The organism is Actinoplanes sp. M2I2, from assembly GCF_023544445.1.
In the GTDB taxonomy this organism is placed as follows: Bacteria; Actinomycetota; Actinomycetes; order Mycobacteriales; family Micromonosporaceae; genus Actinoplanes.
In genome coordinates, this window is the sequence record NZ_JALPVJ010000001.1 from 57,549 (window position 1) to 70,055 (window position 12,507).

General features: G+C 71.0%; 9 protein-coding genes. 3 read left to right on the plus strand and 6 right to left on the minus strand.

Annotation, left to right across the window (positions count from 1 at the left end; genetic code table 11):
• The first annotated feature begins 115 nt into the window (after window positions 1–115).
• Complete coding sequence (locus HJC40_RS00305; protein ID WP_249997515.1) at window positions 116–781, plus strand: response regulator transcription factor; 666 nt, start codon at window positions 116–118, stop codon at window positions 779–781.
• Between the two features lie 6 nt (window positions 782–787).
• Here HJC40_RS00305 and HJC40_RS00310 read toward each other — a convergent pair whose 3' ends face one another.
• Window positions 788–1,951 carry a monooxygenase gene (locus tag HJC40_RS00310; protein WP_249997517.1) on the minus strand — a complete coding sequence of 388 codons (1,164 nt, stop codon included), beginning with the start codon at window positions 1,949–1,951 and terminating at the stop codon, window positions 788–790.
• A gap of 258 nt (window positions 1,952–2,209) precedes the next feature.
• On the opposite strand from HJC40_RS00310, the gene HJC40_RS00315 reads away from it, so the two are divergent.
• Window positions 2,210–4,345 carry an MMPL family transporter gene (locus HJC40_RS00315; RefSeq protein WP_249997519.1) on the plus strand — a complete coding sequence of 712 codons (2,136 nt, stop codon included), beginning with the start codon at window positions 2,210–2,212 and terminating at the stop codon, window positions 4,343–4,345.
• 55 nt (window positions 4,346–4,400) lie between these two features.
• Here the strand turns inward: HJC40_RS00315 and HJC40_RS00320 are convergent, their stop codons facing one another.
• From HJC40_RS00320 to HJC40_RS45020, 4 genes are all read right to left on the minus strand, one after another.
• On the minus strand, window positions 4,401–5,864 hold the full coding sequence (locus HJC40_RS00320) for an ATP-binding protein (RefSeq protein ID WP_249997521.1): 1,464 nt from the start codon (window positions 5,862–5,864) through the stop codon (window positions 4,401–4,403).
• Window positions 5,861–6,544 (minus strand): response regulator transcription factor, encoded by a 684-nt coding sequence (locus tag HJC40_RS00325; protein ID WP_249997523.1) that lies wholly within the window; start codon window positions 6,542–6,544, stop codon window positions 5,861–5,863. Before HJC40_RS00325 ends, HJC40_RS00320 begins: the two co-directional genes overlap by 4 nt.
• Before the next feature lie 115 nt (window positions 6,545–6,659).
• On the minus strand, window positions 6,660–7,784 hold the full coding sequence (locus HJC40_RS00330) for a hypothetical protein (protein WP_249997525.1): 1,125 nt from the start codon (window positions 7,782–7,784) through the stop codon (window positions 6,660–6,662).
• Complete coding sequence (locus HJC40_RS45020; protein WP_284042506.1) at window positions 7,765–7,899, minus strand: hypothetical protein; 135 nt, start codon at window positions 7,897–7,899, stop codon at window positions 7,765–7,767. Before HJC40_RS45020 ends, HJC40_RS00330 begins: the two co-directional genes overlap by 20 nt.
• 145 nt (window positions 7,900–8,044) lie before the next feature.
• Here HJC40_RS45020 and HJC40_RS00335 point away from each other — a divergent pair, with 145 nt between their 5' ends.
• Entirely contained in the window at window positions 8,045–9,823 is a 1,779-nt protein-coding gene (locus HJC40_RS00335; protein WP_374271052.1) for a hypothetical protein, read from the plus strand.
• On the opposite strand, the gene HJC40_RS45980 is transcribed toward HJC40_RS00335, so the two are convergent.
• Window positions 9,808–12,480: a LuxR C-terminal-related transcriptional regulator gene (locus tag HJC40_RS45980; RefSeq protein WP_308200811.1), complete on the minus strand. Its 2,673-nt coding sequence runs from the start codon at window positions 12,478–12,480 to the stop codon at window positions 9,808–9,810. The genes HJC40_RS00335 and HJC40_RS45980 overlap by 16 nt on opposite strands.
• Between the last annotated feature and the right edge of the window lie 27 nt (window positions 12,481–12,507).

Genomic DNA, 12,507 nt, shown 5'->3' on the forward strand with positions numbered 1-12,507 from the left:
CGGGCGACGCGGGTCTCGGCCTCGTCGGCATGGCCGGACGCGCCGCGCTTCACGGCAGCACGGGTTCAGCGTCGGCCCCTTACCGGACGGCCGCGATCCTGGAAGGCAGCCATTCATGATCTCTGTGTTCGTGGCGGACGCCCAGCCGTTGCAGCGGTTCGGCTTTCGCATGCTGCTGGAGAGCACCGCCGACACCGAGATCGTCGGCGAGGCCGGGAACGGTGGCGAGGCGGTTCGCCGGATCACCGAGCTGCGTCCCGACGTGGTGCTGATGGACATCCGCCTGCCGGGCGTCGACGGGATCGAGGCGACCCGGCGCATCGTCGCCACCGGTGGGCGTTCGCGGGTCCTGGTGCTGACGACGCTCGACTCGGACCGGTCCGCGTTCGCCGCGCTGCGGGCCGGGGCGAGCGGCTTTCTGCTCAGGGACATCCGCCCCGAGGAACTGCTCGCCGGCATCCGGGCCGTCGCCGCCGGGGACTCGGTGATCGCGCCGGCGTTGACCCGGCGGCTGCTCGACGCGTTCGCCGACCAGCTCGACGATGACCTCTGCGGGCCTGTGCGGGCGGATCCCCGGCTGGACTTTCTGACCGATCGCGAACGCGAGGTGCTCGTCGCCATCGGCCACGGCCTCACCAACGGCGAGATCGCGCAACGGTTCACGCTGTCGGAGTCGACGGTGAAGACCCACGTCGGGCGGGTCCTCGCCAAGATCGGGGCACGGGACCGGATCCAGGCCGTCATCCTCGCCTACAACCTGAGACTCACCCGGCCGGTTTAGCACCCGTCAGGACTTGCGGGGGGAGACCGTCATGATGCCGATGCACATCTCGTCGCTGGTGCCGTCGCCCCACACGACGTAGCGGGGCGGCAGCTTCCTCAGCTGCGGCAGCAGTTTGCGCAGCCCCGCGTCGTGCGTACACGTCACCCGCAGCGTGTCCCCGGGACCGATCTCCACCGGCGACGGCAGCTTCATCAGCCGCTGATTGTCGAAGTCGAACTGCGGCACGTCCAGCACGACCTCGGCGTTCGGCGTGCCCGGGTTGAGTTCGACCTTCATCGCCCGCCCGAGCATGTGCATGTGACCGAAACCGGCGAACAGCGTCGCCGGCGCCTCCACCTCGTGGTCGCAGGTCTGGGTGTCACCGGGCTTCGGCGCGCCGCCCGGGTTGCATTCCTCCACCTGATCGTCCGCCATGTCGCCGACCTCCGGCCCGAACCGCTTCGTCACGTCCGTGATCGATGCCGCCCGGTCACAGAGCGGACCCGATTCACCGGCGGCGCAGGGCAGGTCGGTCGGCGCGTCGAGCGACCATGTTTCGAGTTCCCGGGTCCGGGGCGTGCCGTCCGTCAGCCGCAGCCGCACCGCCGAGCGGTCCGATCCGGTCGGCTTGCCGTCGGTCGCGAGCAGGTTGTAGTGGATCTGGAGGACGACCAGGCTGCCCGGCTCCAGCTTGTGGCCGGCGTCCTGGTCGAGCAGCGTCTCCGTGGCACCCGGCGCCCAGGTGTCCACCCACGCCGCGTCCCCCTCTTCGACCTGGGCGCCGGCCACGCCGGTTCCGCCGAAACACTGCCAGCCGATACCGGGGGTCTTCGCGTCCTGCTCACGCACCGCGGGAGCGCCGCCCGGCGGCACCGCGTAAACGATGGCGTGGTGCGCGATGGCGACGTTCTCCGGTGCGAACTGGGTCCCGGTCAGGAACGCGGTCCTGGTCAGGCCCGGATCGATCAGCTGGCACCGGTACTCGTCCGAGCCGCCGCCCTCCGGCGGCGTGGGCGTGTAGGCCTCGGCCATCTTCAGGTCCAGGAACCGCTCGCCGGCGCGCACCGGCTGCGGTGGAGCCGACGACCCGCCCGCGTGCGCGCCGTGCGGGCCGGTCGCTGAGGGCGCCGCACTGTCGGCGTCCGATCCGCAGGCTCCGACAGCAGCGAACGCTGTCACCAGTGTCATGGCGCCCGCCACGAACTTCCACCGTGGACTGTCAGATTTCCTCATAGCCCGAACGCTAGGACCGATTCCGTCAGTTCTCGTCGTACCGCGGTCGTCATCGTCGGGAGCGAGGCGGTACCGCGGTACTACTCCCGGTCCGGCGGCTGTGTTGCCTGGGCCTCGCCGGCCGGCCTGATCACCGGATTAACGGTCGTCTCAGATTCGCTCGGTACGAATTCGGCCTCAGACAAAGTGATGCGACCCGTCAGGAGGCTATTGATGTCAGTCAACGGAGCGCCAGCCAGGGAAGCGCCACCCGGCCGGTGGGTGCCGTGGCTCGTGATCGGCTTGTGGCTGGTGCTGGCCGCGGTCATGGTGCCGTTGAGCGGAAAGTTGAGCTCGGTCACCACCGACAGAGCCGTGGACACCCTGCCCGCCGGCGCCGAGTCCACCAAGGTGGCGGTGCTGGAGGACAGTCTCCCCGGCGGTGAGGACAACACGTTCGTCTTCGTGTACCACCGCGCCGGCGGCTTGACCGGCGCCGACCGCGCGACGGTCGAGCGCCACTACGACGCCTTTGCCAAGCAGTACCCGCCGAAGGTGCCGGCCCCGGCCGGTGAGGACGACGAGGGACCACCGACGAGACCCTCCACCGACGGCCAGGCGATGATGTTCACCCTCGATGTGAGTACGACCTACGGCGCACCGGAGACCATCGTCGGTCCGTTGCGGGACGCCGCGAAGGACCGCCCCGCCGGTTTGGAACTCGAGGTGACCGGCCCCGCCGCGATCGACGGCGACCTGGACGCCGTCTTCGACGGCATCGACCTGCAGGTCTTCCTCACCACCGTCATCGTCGTCACGCTCCTGCTCATCCTCACCTACCGCAGCCCGGTGTTGTGGTTCATCCCGCTCGTGGCCGTGGGCGCGGCCGCGCTGACCGCGATGGCGACCGTCTACCTGCTCGTCAAGGGCTTCGGCATCGTGGTCAACGACCAGAACTCGGCGCTGCTGACGATCCTCGTCTTCGGCGTCGGCACGGACTACGCGCTGTTGCTCATCGCCCGATATCGGGAGGCACTGCACCACCACGAGAACGTCCGGGTCGCCATGGTCCACGCTCTACGCGGCGCGGCGCCGGCCATCGTCGCGTCCGCGGCGACCGTGGTCGCCGGCCTGCTCTGCCTGCTCGTCGCGGACCTGAACAGCACCAGCGGGCTGGGCCCGATCGGGGCGGCCGGCATCCTGTGCGCGCTGGTGGCCATGCTGACGCTGTTCCCGGCGATGCTCGTGGTGCTCGGCCGGCGGGTCTTCTGGCCGGCCATCCCGCGGTTCAGCACGGCCGTACAGGAGAAGCCGGGGCTGTGGGGACGGCTCGGCACTGCCATCAGCCGCCGCCGGTGGGTGGCGACGCTTGGCTCGCTCGGTGTCCTCGGCGTGCTGGCCATCGGGCTGACGGGCAACACCGGCGCCCTGCGGGAGCAGGACCAGTTCCTGAACGCGCCGGAGTCGGTCACCGGCTTCACCGTTCTCCGCCAGCACTTCCCGGAGCTGGGCGGCCAGCCGATGACGATCTTCACGCGGCCGGCGTACCAGGAACGGGTCCTCGACATCGTCAAGGGGACTCCCGGTGTGGCAGTGGCCGTGCCGGGAGGGACCAGCGGTGGCTGGGCCGACATCTCCGTGTTCCCGACGGACGCGCCGGACACCGTCGCCGAGTACGACACCATCAAACGGATGCGCACCGCCGTGCACGCGGTGAACGGGGCGGAGGCGATCGTCGGCGGGCCGAGCGCGGAGAACCTCGACACCGAGGTGACCACCAGCCGCGACGAGAAGCTGGTGATCCCGCTCGTGCTCGCCGTCGTCCTGATCATCCTCGGGCTGCTGCTGCGCGCGATCGTGGCCCCGCTGATCCTGATGGCCACGGTGATCGTCTCGTTCGCCGCGGCCTTCGGCGGCAGCGTGTTCGTCTTCGACACGATCCTCGGGTTCAAGGGCGTCGACTATTCGGTGCCGCTGCTGGCCTTCCTGTTCCTGGTGGCACTCGGCGTCGACTACAACATCTTCCTGGCCAGCCGGGCCCGTGAGGAAACCGTGCGTCTCGGCACCAGAGACGGCATGCTCAAGGCCCTCTCCGCCACCGGTGGTGTCATCACCTCGGCCGGCCTGGTCCTGGCAGCCACGTTCGCGGTCCTGGCCACCCTTCCGCTGGTGATGCTGATCGAGGTCGGGTTCCTGGTCGCCTTCGGCGTGCTGCTCGACGCCCTGCTGGTGCGGTCGGTCCTGGTGCCCGCCCTCACCCTGCTGATCGGCCGGCGGATGTGGTGGCCGAGCCGGCTGTCCCGACCGGTGGAACCGCCGGACCGTCGACGGCCGCTCGTGGAGGATGAGGAGCCCGCGCTGCAACGGTGAGCGCGGCGGCACGTACGAGATCCGGGACGGGAACCAGACCCGTCCCGGACCTTTTTCATCGGCCCGACGGCCGCCGCCCTTCGGTCCCGGTGGTGAGCCGCGCGCCCGGGTCGGGCGGGGCCGCGGCCGGAAGGTCGACCCGGAGCAGCGCGCCACCGCGTGCGGAGCGAGCGACGGTGACCCGGCCTCCGTGGGCGTCGACGACCCGCCGCACGATCGACAGCCCCAGACCGGATCCCGGCAACGCCCGGGCGCTGTCGGCACGGTAGAACCGGTCGAACACCCGCGGTACGTCGGCGGCGTCGATGCCCGGCCCGGCGTCGTCGACCTCGAGCACCGCCGACGCGCCCTCGGCACGAAGCCGGACCTGGACCGGCTGGTCCGCGGGGGACCACTTGCCGGCGTTGTCGACGAGGTTGAGCACCGCCCGTTGGAGCGCGGCGGGACGCCCGCTCACCCACACGGAGGTCACGTCGAGCGCGACCTCGATGTCGGGTACGCGGGAACGCGCCTGAATCGCGGCGGTCGCCACCACGTCGGCGAGGTCGAGCACATCGGTGCTCTCGTCGCTGACGTCACCGCGCGCCAGGTCGGTCAGCTCGGCGGCGAGGGTGCTCAACTCGGCCACCTGAGCGCCGAGATCGTTGAGCAGCCGGGTCCGGCTCTCCGCCGGCAGCGCGCTGTCCAGGGTGCCGCGCCGATCGAGCCGGATCAGCAGCTCGACGTTGAGGCGCAGGCTGGTGAGAGGGGTCTTGAGCTCGTGGGCGGCGTCCTCGGCGAGCAGCCGCTGCGCCCGCCGGGAGTCGCGGAGCGCGGCCAGCATGTCGTTGATCGCCTGGATCAGCCGCCGGATCTCCCCACCGCCCTCATCCGGGATGTCGGCGTCGAGATCCCGGGTGTGCGCGACCCGGACCGCGGCCGCGGTCAGCCGGTCGATCGGCGCCAGCCCGGTCCGCGCCACGGTCCGTCCGACGAGGGCGCCGCCGACCACGCAGAGCAGCCCGATCAGCAGCATGCCGAACCCGAACTGGTTGATCGGGCTGTCGTCGGCGACGCGGGCCACCTGGACCGCGCCGCCGCCCGCCCGCAGCGTGTAGATGATGTGGCCGTCCTCGTCCCGGTCGCCCGACTCCATCAGGTCGGCCGGCCCGCCCTGCGCCACGCGCCCGGCGGGCCCGCTGACCGGAGGCAGCGCGGGTTGGCCGTACGGCGTCCGGGTCGAGCCGTCGGGCAGGATGACCCGTACCAGCTGACCGGATCCGGGATATGGCGGTAGCTCCACCTGCGCCGGACCGGCCCGCTCGGCGTTCGCCGCCAGAGCGCGGGAGTCGGCGCGCAGCTGATCCTCGGTGGCGTCCTGCAGTTCCCCGTCCAGCAGCTCGCTGGCCACCTGGAAGGACACGAACACGCTGACCGCGATGGCCGTCGCCGCGATCACCGTCAGCCTGGTCCGCAGGGACCGCCGGCGCCACCAACGGGTCAGCCGGCGCGAGGCCCGGCCGGCGGCCCTCCAGCTCATGGAGGAGTCTCCCGCAAGGTGTATCCCAGGCCCCGCAGGGTGTAGATCAATCGCGGCTCACCCTCGGCCTCCATCTTGCGGCGCAGGTAGCTCACGTACACCTGGAGGTTGTTGGCGGTGGCGCTCATGTCGAATCCCCAGATCGCCTCGAACAGCGCGTCGCGGGTCAGCACCCGGGTCGCGTTGCGCACGAGGACCTGCAGCAGGGAGAACTCGGTCCGGGTCAGGCGCAGCGGCCGCCCGCCCCGCCACGCCTCGAACCTGTCGGGATCGAGCCGGACATCGGCGTACGACAGAATTTGCGACTCCCCGTCGCCCGGCGTGCGCCGGCGCAGCAGGGCCCGCACCCGGGCCAGCAGCTCCTCGGTGGCGAACGGCTTGGGCAGGTAGTCGTCGGCGCCCGCGTCCAGCCCCGCGACCCGGTCGGAGACCTGGTCACGGGCGGTCAGCATCAGCACCGGCAGATCCCGGCCCGCGGCCCGCAACCGCCGGCAGGTCTCCAGGCCGCCGAGGCGGGGCATCATCACGTCGAGGATGAGCAGATCCAGCGCGTCACCGCCGGCCCCACCGACCCCGTCGAGCACATCGAGACCGTTGGCGACGCTGCTGGTGTCATAGCCCTCGACCTGCAGCACCCGCTCCAGCGACTCACGGATGGCCGCCTCGTCATCCGCGATCATGATCCGCACGCCGGCCCGCCCCCTTTCAGTCGGTATTTTGCCGCTTACTCTTCCCGAGCAACCTGAGGCCAGGATTAGAGCGGGGCCGCTTGGTTCGCGCGGAGTACGCCATCGATCAGAACGAGCCGGGCGTCTCGGCCCGGGCGTCGGCAGCAGGGTCGTCGCGGAAAGCGAGCCCGGCCGCCGCCATCGCCGTTCCCAGTCGGCTGAGGGCGTACGGCCCCACTCCGTGCAGCGCCTGGACCTGATCCTCACTGAAAGCGGCCACCTGTTCGAGCCGGACCACGCCGAGCGCGTTGAGTGCCCGTGTCGCGGGTGCGCCGATGTGGGGCAGAGGGGTGCCGGGCTCCAGTTCCGGTCGATCCTGGGCCGCCCGGGGATGACCCTCGTGGTCCAGGACGGCGGCGCCGCGCGCCGAGAGCCGGTACCCGATGTCGAGTGACTCGGTCAGGCCGCGTTCCTTCAGCTTGCGCACGTTCTGTTTGAAGGACGGGGTGTCCCGCCCCATCCGTTGGGCGAGGTCGGGTGCCCGGGTGGCCGGCAGTTCGTCGATCAGCAGGAGCGTCGCCCGGGTCCACGGCCCGGTCGGCGAGGCGCGGTCCAGCCGGTCGAGCCACGCGACGATCACGTCGATCTCCGCGGCCTCGGGCACCGTCTGCCGCAGCGTTTGCCGCGGGTCGACACCGGCGTACCGTAGCCCGACCCGATAGACCGGCCGGTCGGGGTTCAGGCGGTCCAATCCCTGGCGGAGCGCGGCCAGCGACGCCGCGCCGGCCCGGTGGGCGTCCGCGGAAGTCAGCGACCCCACTGCCACCGGATCGACGGACGTGACCTCGACCAGCCCGACCGCGGTACGCATCCGGGTACCGACCTTGACCAGAGGCCGTTCCCACCGCCGGAACGCCACATCGACATCGCCGGCACGGATGGCCGCCAGTTCCGCTGGACGTATCTGCACGCCACCCAGTCCACCACACGCCACGATCCCTGTGGCGTTCCCAGCGCGGCAGCCCAGCTCCCTGGTTCCCTCCGGACGCTCGACGCGATTCAGGTAGCCAGTGCTCAAGTCCTTGGTGATTCGCTGGACACGCTGGTTACCTACGACAAACGGATGCTCGATGTCGCGCGAACAGAAGGGCTGCCGACTGAGGCTCCTGGTCTTCTCTGACTTGTCAGTCAGGATGGTCGGCAGTCCGCCTCCGTTCGTCTGCCGCGCGGCGTCACGCTTGGCCGCCGACACGCGGCGGCTGGTTGATGACCTCGATCAGGTTGTTCAAGTTGTTGCGCCAAGCGAGCAGCTCGTCGACCGGCGGATCGCCGAGCCTGCCTTCTCGGTCAGCGGGCTTGTCGACCACGGAGTGACATTGATGTGTGACAATGTGCTCCGCTTGGTGACGCGTCGGGGGTGGTACGACCGACCCGGGGAATGCGGGGGCTTGGGTGAGCGCAATCGGAGGTTCGTCGGGCGGCGCTGTTGCTGCGGCCGTGCCCGGTGAGCAGGTGGCCGGCGGGAGCGATCAAGGGCCCGTGGCGGCGCCGAGCGTGTTGAGGCGGCTGTGGGCTCGCCGTGAATGGATCCTGGTGATCCTCGGCAGTCTCGCGCTCGCCGTGCTGCTCACCTGGCCGACGATGCGCGACCCCCGCCACACCGTGCCCGGCGACATCGGCGACCCGGCCATGTTCGCCTGGCAGATCGCCTGGGGCGGGCACGCGCTGCTGCACAATCCGCTGCACCTGTGGGACTCGAACACGTTCTATCCCGACCCGTACTCCTTGGCCTTCACCGACACCGTCCTCGGCTACATGCCGCTCGGCATGATCGGGTCGGGGATGGAGGCGGCCGTCCTCCGCTACAACATTCTGTACGTCTTGCTGCACGCGCTCGCCTTCGTCGGGGCGTACGCCCTGACCCGCCAGCTGGGCGCCCATCCGCTCGGGGCGACGGTGGCCGGCGTCGCATGGGCGTTCGCACCGTGGCGGCTCGCGCATGTCGGGCACCTGAACGTCATCTCCACCGGTGGCATCGCGCTGAGCCTGGCCATGATCGCTCGCGGCCACGGCTGGTCGTTGCGCCGGGGCCACCGCCCGGAACGGCACAGCCCGGGGTGGGCGCTGGCCGGTTGGCTGGTCGGCGCCTGGCAGATCAGCCTCGGGCTCGCCATCGGGCTCGTCTTCGCGTACGTGATGATCTTCATCTGTCTGGTGGCCGCGGCGTGTTTCGGCTGGGTCTGGTGGCGGCGCGGCCGGCCGGCCTTCGGGCGTCGTCTGCTGGTGGCCGATCTGGTCGGCGGGGTGTGTTTCGGCGCCGCCACCTTGTACATGGGGCTTGCCTTCTCCCGGGTCGTGCAGCTCAACCCGCAGGCCGACCGTTCGCTGGCCTGGACCGAGACGTACTCGCCGGCCTGGCGGGGTCTTTTCATCGCGCCCGAGTCGTCCTGGCTGTGGGGTGCCCGGCACGCCGCGGCGCGCTCCGAACTGCCGTGGCCGCCCGAGATGGCGCTGCTGTGCGGCGTGGTCCTGCTCGTCCTGGCCACGACGGGGATGTTCTTCTCGGTCTTCCGGACCCGCCACCGGGTCCTGCTGAGCATCGGCGTTGCCGTGGCGGTGGTGCTGGCGCTCGGCGCGACTCTGCCCTGGAACGGCGACCCGGGCTACCTGACCCTCTCCAAACACCTGCCGGGCTGGTCGGCGCTGCGCACCCCAGGCCGGATGACGTTGTGGACCACTTTGCTCATGGCCATCCTGGCCGCCGGTGCGGTCAGTGCCTTCGTGACCCACGTACGGGACGTCGCGCCCTGGCCCAAGGCCGGCGCCGGGCGGCCCGAGCACCTGGCCCGCGGGAAGTTCGTCGCGCTCCGCCTCGCCCTGCTGATCCCGCTCGGGCTGGTCGTCGTCGAGGGCATCAACAAGACCCCCCACCCCGAGCTGCTGCGCTATCCGGCCGCGATGGGCGCCGCGGCGGAACCCACCCTGGTGCTGCCCAGCGGCGGCAGTCTCGAGATGTCCATCATGCTGTGGTCCACGAACGGCTTCCCGCGCATCCCCAACGGCATCGTCACCTTCGTCCCGGCCGGCCAGGAGCGGATCCGCTCGGGCAGCATGACCTTCCCGGACGCGGCAAGCATCGCGGCGCTGCGGGCGGACGGCATCAGGTCGGTCGTCGTCCTGCCCGAGTGGCTGAGCGGCACCCCGTGGGAGGGCGTGCCCGGCCGCCCGATCGACGGCCTCGGCATCACCCGCGAGGACATCGACGGCGCCATCCTCTACCGGCTCGGGTGACGGGATCGGCGTCTGGCGTGATCGACGAGGTCGGCGCGGCTGCGCGTTCCGGTCTTGCGGAGCATGTTGGAGACGTGGACGCTGATGGTCTTCTCGCTGAGCACCAACGTGTGGGCGATCTCCCGGTACGTCTTCCCGGAGGCGAGATGGGTGAGCACCTCCAGTTCCCGGGCGGTCAGACCGGGTACGGATAGGGTCGTGGCCGGCTCCCCAGTGGCACCGAGGGTGACGTGTACGTTCGCGGCGAGCATTTCGATGTCGGCGAGGAGCGGGTTCGCCCGCAGGTCGACGGCCAGCTCATGTGCCCGGCGCAGTGCGGCCGTGGCCTGGACGCGATCGCTCCTGGGGCGCAGCCCGGACTGCGCCGCGCGCCACCGGCAATACGCCTCGTCCCAGGGAATGCCGGCGGTGAAGCACGCCTCGGCCGCCTCGTGCCATTGGTCCGCCTCGTTCTCGTCCCGCCTTGCCCGCGCCGTCTCGGCGTCGGCGATACATTGCAGGGCCGCCCGCCACCGCAACTCGAACTCGGCGGGGGCGATGTCGTCGCCCACCACCGTGGGATAACACTCCCGCAGCGCACGGAGGCGGCCGAGCTCGGCGATGTGGTCCGGGCTGCCTTCGCGGCAGACCAGAATGCGGTCCGCGAGAGCCCGTACCGCGATGGGCAGAAGGACCTCCGAGCAGAGCGGCAGAGGCACCATGGCCAAGCCGTGCGCGGCGATGTCGAACGCCTGCTGCGTGTCGCCGCGGGTCACGGCCAGCTCCGCCTGCACCGCGTCGAAATTGAAGGCGTGGAATTCGGCCGGCCTCATGATCAACTCAGCCGCCCGCGCCGCGTGCGCCTCCGCCTCGGCCGTGCGACCCTGGCGGCCGGCCAGCAGAGCCGCCGTGTTGCGGGCCCGGGCGTCGGCGAGGACGCTGGGCCGGGCGCCCAGGGTCACTCGCAGACGATCGAGGCAGGCCGTCCAATCGCCGGCGGTGAGCAGGGTCTCGGCCTCGAGCGAGCAGATCTCCGACACGTGACCGTGCGGCGCGCCGGAGCGCTCGGCCTCCTCGCGGCAGAGCCGGGCTTCGTCGGCCAGTGCCGTCCACGTCGACACCGTTGACGTGTTCATGATCATGTAAATGGCCTCGACGGCAAGGTCGAAGTCGCGGGCCCTCAACGCCATCGTCCAAGCTCGGCGGGCCGCCTCGGCGCCGCGTGCCAGGTCGCTGTTCTGGTGATACGCCAGCGATTGCGCGATCAGGGCGGATCCGGTGGCGTCCGGCCAACCGCCGGCGCGGGCCAGCCGTACCGCCTCGGCGGCGCGCGCGGCCCCCTCCGGGACACCGTGCCACAACATGGCGTAGGCGGCCGCGGCCACCGCCAGCGCATGCTCCCGGCTGTGCGGATGAGCCGCGGACAACTGCTCGGCCAGCGTCGCGTCGGGAAGACCGGCAAGCTCGATGCCCAGGCCGTAGCGAAGGTTGACCCGCCGCGCCAGCAACTCGGCCGCGGTCAGGGGCTGCGTCGCATGGTCGACGACGGCCAGCAACTCGTCGAGAGCCGCCAATTCCTCGGCGTGCCGACCGGCTTGCCTCGCCGCCCGCAGAATGCGACGCAGGAGCGGCACGGTGGATTCCTTCTCGGGACGCAGCTTCAAGGCCCGGGTCAGCAGACGGACGGACTCCGCGCTGCCGCCGGACGCTTCGGCGTGATCTGCCGCGAGGAGTGCCGATTCGTAGGCCGCCGACCGCATCCCGGCGTGGAAGTAGTGATCGGCGCGGCTGATCGGATCGTCGACCCGCTCGGCCAGCTCGGCGTGCATGGCCCGCCGCTGGTCTGGGAGCAGTTGGTCGACCAGGACTTCGGCCAGCAGGGGATGGGTGAACCAGTAGAGCCCGTCGTCGGTGGCGGCCAGGATGCCGGCGTCGACCGGCTCCGGGCTCGACACCGGCGAGGGCCGCCCGGCGACGGCGATCTCGGTGGTCAGCCGGCGAGCGGCGGGCGAGAGATCGTGCCAGCTGCGGGCGAGCGCGTCACGCAGGCCCGTGGGCAGGTGTGGCGGCAGGTGCCGGGCGTCCGGGTCGAGGCCTTGGACGAGGAGCTTCGTCAGGTACGGGTTTCCGTCGCTGCGCTCCTGGACGTCGTCCACCAGCGACTCGTACGGTGGCCGGCCGAGCAGGACGGTGATCTGCTCGCGCGTCGACACCCGGTCCAGCCGGTCGAGCGTGATCTCTCGTACCCCCGGGAGCCGGCGCACGTCGGCGAGCCAGCGGCGTAACCTCTGGTCCTCCCCGGAACGGATCGTGGTGAGCACCGCCAGCCGCCGTTCGGCTCGTCCGGCGATCACGTACATCAGCACGTCGAGCGAGCTCTGGTCCGCCCACTGGAGATCGTCGACGACCAGCAGGACCGGTCGTTCGGCCGCGAGTTGCTCCAGGTGGTCGTCGAACTCCAGCACGGTGCTGAACGCGGGCATGGCGCTGCGCAGGGGCAAGAGCGGCGCCGCGAGCGAGGCAAGGGGCAGGCAAGGCACCCAGAGCGTACGAGCCGGAGCGCCCTCGCACGCCGCCCGGACCATCGTGGTCTTGCCGATCCCGGCCTCACCGGAGACGAGCAGTGTCCCGGACCGTCCACCGACGGCCGCCGCCACGACCTCATCAGCCGGCCCCACTCTTCTGAGGATGCCCGCCCCAGGTCG

Coding starts and splice junctions, on each gene's coding strand:
- HJC40_RS00325 (WP_249997523.1), bottom strand. CDS start 6,544: ATGATCGCGGATGACGAGGCGGCCATCCGTGAGTCGCTGGAGCGGGTG.
- HJC40_RS00310 (WP_249997517.1), bottom strand. CDS start 1,951: ATGACACTGGTGACAGCGTTCGCTGCTGTCGGAGCCTGCGGATCGGAC.
- HJC40_RS00320 (WP_249997521.1), bottom strand. CDS start 5,864: ATGAGCTGGAGGGCCGCCGGCCGGGCCTCGCGCCGGCTGACCCGTTGG.
- HJC40_RS00315 (WP_249997519.1), top strand. CDS start 2,210: ATGTCAGTCAACGGAGCGCCAGCCAGGGAAGCGCCACCCGGCCGGTGG.
- HJC40_RS00305 (WP_249997515.1), top strand. CDS start 116: ATGATCTCTGTGTTCGTGGCGGACGCCCAGCCGTTGCAGCGGTTCGGC.